The following is a 5,563-nucleotide window of genomic DNA, read 5'->3' as shown; positions in this document are numbered from 1 at the left end:
CAATATACAACCAAAGAATTATAAACAAAAAAAAATCCCGATTCGTAATTTGAATCGGGATTTTAAAAAAGGCGGCGACCTACTCTCCCACGAGATGCAGTACCATCGGCGCAAACGGGCTTAACTACTCTGTTCGGAATGGTAAGAGGTGAGCCCCGTCGCTATAACCACCTTAAGTTATAGCATCGGTAATAAGGGGTACTTATTACTTCTGCGTTTCATAAAACTATGAAACTAATATCGTAACATATTGAAAAAATTACATGATTATAAGTTGTAAACTACTTTGTAAAAAAAACAGGCGTACAATAAGCCTATGGGTTATTAGTACTACTCGGCTATGACATTACTGCCTTTACACCTATAGCCTATCAACGTGGTCATCTCCCACGACCCTTTAAAGAAATCTCATCTTGTGGTGGGTTTCGCGCTTATATGCTTTCAGCGCTTATCCCTTCCAAACGTAGCTACTCTGCAATGCTCCTGGCGGAACAACAGATACACCAGAGGTTTGTCCAACTCGGTCCTCTCGTACTAGAGTCAGATCCACTCAAATTTCTAACGCCCACTGTAGATAGAGACCGAACTGTCTCACGACGTTCTGAACCCAGCTCGCGTGCCACTTTAATGGGCGAACAGCCCAACCCTTGGGACCTTCTCCAGCCCCAGGATGTGACGAGCCGACATCGAGGTGCCAAACCCCCCCGTCGATATGAGCTCTTGGGGGAGATCAGCCTGTTATCCCCGGCGTACCTTTTATCCTTTGAGCGATGGCCCTTCCATGCGGAACCACCGGATCACTATGCTCTACTTTCGTACCTGATCGACCTGTATGTCTCTCAGTCAAGCTCCCTTATGCCATTGCACTCTACGCACGGTTACCAAGCGTGCTGAGGGAACCTTTAGAAGCCTCCGTTACTCTTTTGGAGGCGACCACCCCAGTCAAACTACCCACCAAGCACTGTCCCTTCAATAGAAGGTTAGACTCTAGACAAGCAAAGGGTGGTATTTCAACAATGACTCCACAACGCCTAGCGACGCTGCTTCGAAGTCTCCCACCTATCCTACACATTACTTATCCAAAACCAATACTAAGCTATAGTAAAGGTGCACGGGGTCTTTTCGTCCCACAGCGGGTAATCGGCATCTTCACCGATACTACAATTTCACCGAGCTCATGGTTGAGACAGTGTCCAGATCGTTGCACCATTCGTGCAGGTCGGAACTTACCCGACAAGGAATTTCGCTACCTTAGGACCGTTATAGTTACGGCCGCCGTTTACTGGGGCTTCATTTCAGATCTTCGCCGAAGCTAAACCCTCCACTTAACCTTCCAGCACCGGGCAGGTGTCAGGCCATATACGTCATTTTTCAATTTAGCATAGCCCTGTGTTTTTGATAAACAGTCGCCTGGACTCTTTCACTGCGGCCACGCCGGAGCGTGGCGACGCTTCTCCCGAAGTTACGCGTCTATTTTGCCTAGTTCCTTAACCATGAATCTCTCGAGCTCCTTAGAATTCTCATCCCAACTACCTGTGTCGGTTTAGGGTACGGGCTGCTTCACTCGCTTTTCTTGGAAGTCGATCCGCTGGATTATCACCGCCGCCGTAGCTTTAGTGTACTATCGGAGTGTTACCACTTCCTTCAACGTACTATTCCGTCAGTACGCACCAACTTTTCGCCTCCGTCACTTTTATCGTGAGCAGGTACAGGAATATTAACCTGTTGGCCATCCACTACCCCTTTCGGGTTCGCGTTAGGTCCCGACTAACCCTCAGCTGATTAGCATAGCTGAGGAAACCTTAGTCTTTCGGAGTGCGGGTTTCTCGCCCGCATTATCGTTACTTATGCCTACATTTTCTTTTGTAGCTTCTCCAGCATCCCTCACAGAACACCTTCGACGACACTACAATGCTCCCCTACCACTTATTTCTAAATCCATAGCTTCGGTAGTATGTTTATGCCCGATTATTATCCATGCCGAACCGCTCGACTAGTGAGCTGTTACGCACTCTTTAAATGAATGGCTGCTTCCAAGCCAACATCCTAGCTGTCTAAGCAGTTCAACCTCGTTTTTTCAACTTAACATACATTTGGGGACCTTAGCTGATGGTCTGGGTTCTTTCCCTCTCGGACATGGACCTTAGCACCCATGCCCTCACTGCTGATCATCATTTTATAGCATTCGGAGTTTGTCAGGAATTGGTAGGCGGTGAAGCCCCCGCATCCAATCAGTAGCTCTACCTCTATAAAACTAAATCAACGCTGCACCTAAATGCATTTCGGGGAGTACGAGCTATTTCCGAGTTTGATTGGCCTTTCACCCCTACCCACAGGTCATCCGAAGACTTTTCAACGTCAACCGGTTCGGCCCTCCACTGTATGTTACTACAGCTTCAGCCTGCCCATGGGTAGATCACACGGTTTCGCGTCTACCACTACTAACTAAAGCGCCCTATTCAGACTCGCTTTCGCTACGGATCCGTACCTTAAGTACTTAACCTTGCTAGCAACGGTAACTCGTAGGCTCATTATGCAAAAGGCACGCCGTCACCCCTACGGGCTCCGACCGCTTGTAAGCGTATGGTTTCAGGTTCTATTTCACTCCCTTATTCAGGGTTCTTTTCACCTTTCCCTCACGGTACTAGTTCACTATCGGTCTCTCAGGAGTATTTAGCCTTATCGGATGGTCCCGACTGATTCACACAGGATTACTCGTGTCCCGCGCTACTCAGGATACCACTATCTTACTACAACTTACCTATACCGGGCTATCACCGTCTATGGCCTGTCTTTCCAAACAGTTCTAATTCATTGCAGCTCAAATATCGTGGTCCTACAACCCCACAATTGCCGTAACAATTATGGTTTGGGCTAATCCGCGTTCGCTCGCCACTACTTACGGAATCACTTTTGTTTTCTTCTCCTCCGGGTACTTAGATGTTTCAGTTCTCCGGGTTCGCCTCCTTTATAAGGATACTATATCTTCAATATAGTGGGTTGCCCCATTCGGATATCTGCGGATCAATTTGTATGTGCCAATCCCCGCAGCTTTTCGCAGCTTATCACGTCCTTCTTCGCCTCTGAGAGCCTAGGCATTCCCCATACGCTCTTATATAGCTTATTGTACTTTTTGCTTTTTTAATGAGTTTACTGTAATTAATTAGTCGCTCGTAACGCTAATTAATTACCTTATTTAAATTTATAACTAAACGATTGTAATTATAAATCTTTATTTCATGTATCTTTTTCAATATGTCAATGAACCTTGTGGCGCGTCACCACAGACTATGAATATCTGTGTGACTTATGCCGTTGTGGAGAATATCGGAGTCGAACCGATGACCTCCTGCGTGCAAGGCAGGCGCTCTAGCCAGCTGAGCTAATCCCCCATGTTTTAGTCTCGTTATGGCAATCAGTTAACAGTTATCAGTTAATTGATGACCTATACGTCAACTTGGAATGCCCAACTTCTAAAATTTCCTTTATTCTTAATGAACCTCGTTATAGCTAGTAACTAAAGCTTTTACTTTATCCTAGTTTTTAACTTCTTATTGTAGTCTCAGGCAGACTCGAACTGCCGACCTCTACATTATCAGTGTAGCGCTCTAACCAGCTGAGCTATGAGACTGTCGTAAGCCAGTAACAAATAGCGCGTAATTATACAACAGCCATTGCCTTTTTTGACTTCGTTTCTATTTTTTTAAATTAACAGCTTGAGAATAAGCCACCTCTTGTAACTTAAAGTATTCTAATTAGTCGTCTTTCTCTAGAAAGGAGGTGTTCCAGCCGCACCTTCCGGTACGGCTACCTTGTTACGACTTAGCCCTAGTTACCGATTTTACCCTAGGCCGCTCCTTGCGGTGACGGACTTCAGGCACTCCCAGCTTCCATGGCTTGACGGGCGGTGTGTACAAGGCCCGGGAACGTATTCACCGCATCATGGCTGATATGCGATTACTAGCGATTCCAGCTTCACGGAGTCGAGTTGCAGACTCCGATCCGAACTGTGATAGGTTTTATAGATTCGCTCCTGGTCACCCAGTGGCTGCTCTCTGTACCTACCATTGTAGCACGTGTGTAGCCCAGGACGTAAGGGCCGTGATGATTTGACGTCATCCCCACCTTCCTCACGGTTTGCACCGGCAGTCTTGCTAGAGTTCCCGACTTTACTCGCTGGCAACTAACAACAGGGGTTGCGCTCGTTATAGGACTTAACCTGACACCTCACGGCACGAGCTGACGACAACCATGCAGCACCTTGTAAATTGTCCGAAGAAAAGTCTATCTCTAAACCTGTCAATCTACATTTAAGCCCTGGTAAGGTTCCTCGCGTATCATCGAATTAAACCACATGCTCCACCGCTTGTGCGGGCCCCCGTCAATTCCTTTGAGTTTCATTCTTGCGAACGTACTCCCCAGGTGGGATACTTATCACTTTCGCTTAGTCACTCAACCTTGCGGCCGAACAACTAGTATCCATCGTTTACGGCGTGGACTACCAGGGTATCTAATCCTGTTCGCTCCCCACGCTTTCGTCCATCAGTGTCAGTGTATTATTAGTAATCTGCCTTCGCAATTGGTATTCCATGTGATATCTATGCATTTCACCGCTACACCACATATTCTAACTACTTCATAATAACTCAAGATAACCAGTATCAAAGGCAATTCTACAGTTGAGCTGCAGACTTTCACCTCTGACTTAATTATCCACCTACGGACCCTTTAAACCCAATGATTCCGGATAACGCTTGGATCCTCCGTATTACCGCGGCTGCTGGCACGGAGTTAGCCGATCCTTATTCCTACAGTACCGTCAAACTCCCACGCGTGGGAGGGTTTCTTCCTGTATAAAAGCAGTTTACAACCCATAGGGCAGTCTTCCTGCACGCGGCATGGCTGGATCAGGCTCTCGCCCATTGTCCAATATTCCTCACTGCTGCCTCCCGTAGGAGTCTGGTCCGTGTCTCAGTACCAGTGTGGGGGATCCCCCTCTCAGGGCCCCTATCTATCGTCGCCATGGTAAGCCGTTACCCTACCATCTAGCTAATAGAACGCATACTCATCTTTTACCGCCGAAGCTTTAATTATTAATTGATGCCAACCAATAATACTATGCGGTATTAATCCAAATTTCTCTGGGCTATCCCACTGTAAAAGGCAGATTGTATACGCGTTACGCACCCGTGCGCCACTCGTCAGCAAATTAGCAAGCTAATTCCTGTTACCGTTCGACTTGCATGTGTTAAGCCTGCCGCTAGCGTTCATCCTGAGCCAGGATCAAACTCTTCATCGTTAATTCTTAAATATTATTTAACAACTAACCGAATTCGTTCTTTTTGTACTCAAAATGGTTTATTCTCTTTTTTTGAAACTTAACCGTTTCCAGTTAAATCTCTACGCTGTCAATTCAATATGTTTATGAACTTTTTTTATCTTCTTTCTTGTTACTCGCGCAACAAAAACCGTTTCCAGCTTGTCGCTTAAGCGGGTGCAAATATAATAACTTTATTTCTTACCCACCAAATTTAATTTTAAAAAAAAATAACTTTTTTTACTC

2 tRNA genes and 3 rRNA genes are annotated in these 5,563 nt (G+C 46.1%); all 5 read right to left on the bottom strand.

Going from position 1 to position 5,563, the window contains the following annotated elements:
* Window positions 1–66 precede the first annotated feature (66 nt).
* Window positions 67–175 (bottom strand): 5S ribosomal RNA (rrf, locus tag ACFSQP_RS12940).
* A gap of 129 nt (window positions 176–304) precedes the next feature.
* Window positions 305–3,127 (bottom strand): 23S ribosomal RNA (locus ACFSQP_RS12935).
* Window positions 3,128–3,318: 191 nt separating this feature from the next.
* Window positions 3,319–3,392: transfer RNA gene (locus ACFSQP_RS12930), tRNA-Ala, on the bottom strand.
* 165 nt (window positions 3,393–3,557) lie between these two features.
* A tRNA-Ile gene (locus ACFSQP_RS12925) sits at window positions 3,558–3,631 on the bottom strand.
* Window positions 3,632–3,773: 142 nt separating this feature from the next.
* Window positions 3,774–5,299, bottom strand: a 16S ribosomal RNA gene (locus tag ACFSQP_RS12920).
* Together the 16S, 23S and 5S rRNA genes with 2 tRNA genes alongside form the textbook arrangement of a ribosomal RNA operon.
* Window positions 5,300–5,563: the final 264 nt, after the last annotated feature.

The sequence above is a fragment of the Bizionia sediminis genome, from assembly GCF_042684585.1.
GTDB lineage: Bacteria > Bacteroidota > Bacteroidia > Flavobacteriales > Flavobacteriaceae > Algorimicrobium > Algorimicrobium sediminis.
The sequence above is the reverse complement of the archived record's forward strand: the minus strand, read 5'-3'. Positions and strand labels throughout refer to the sequence as shown.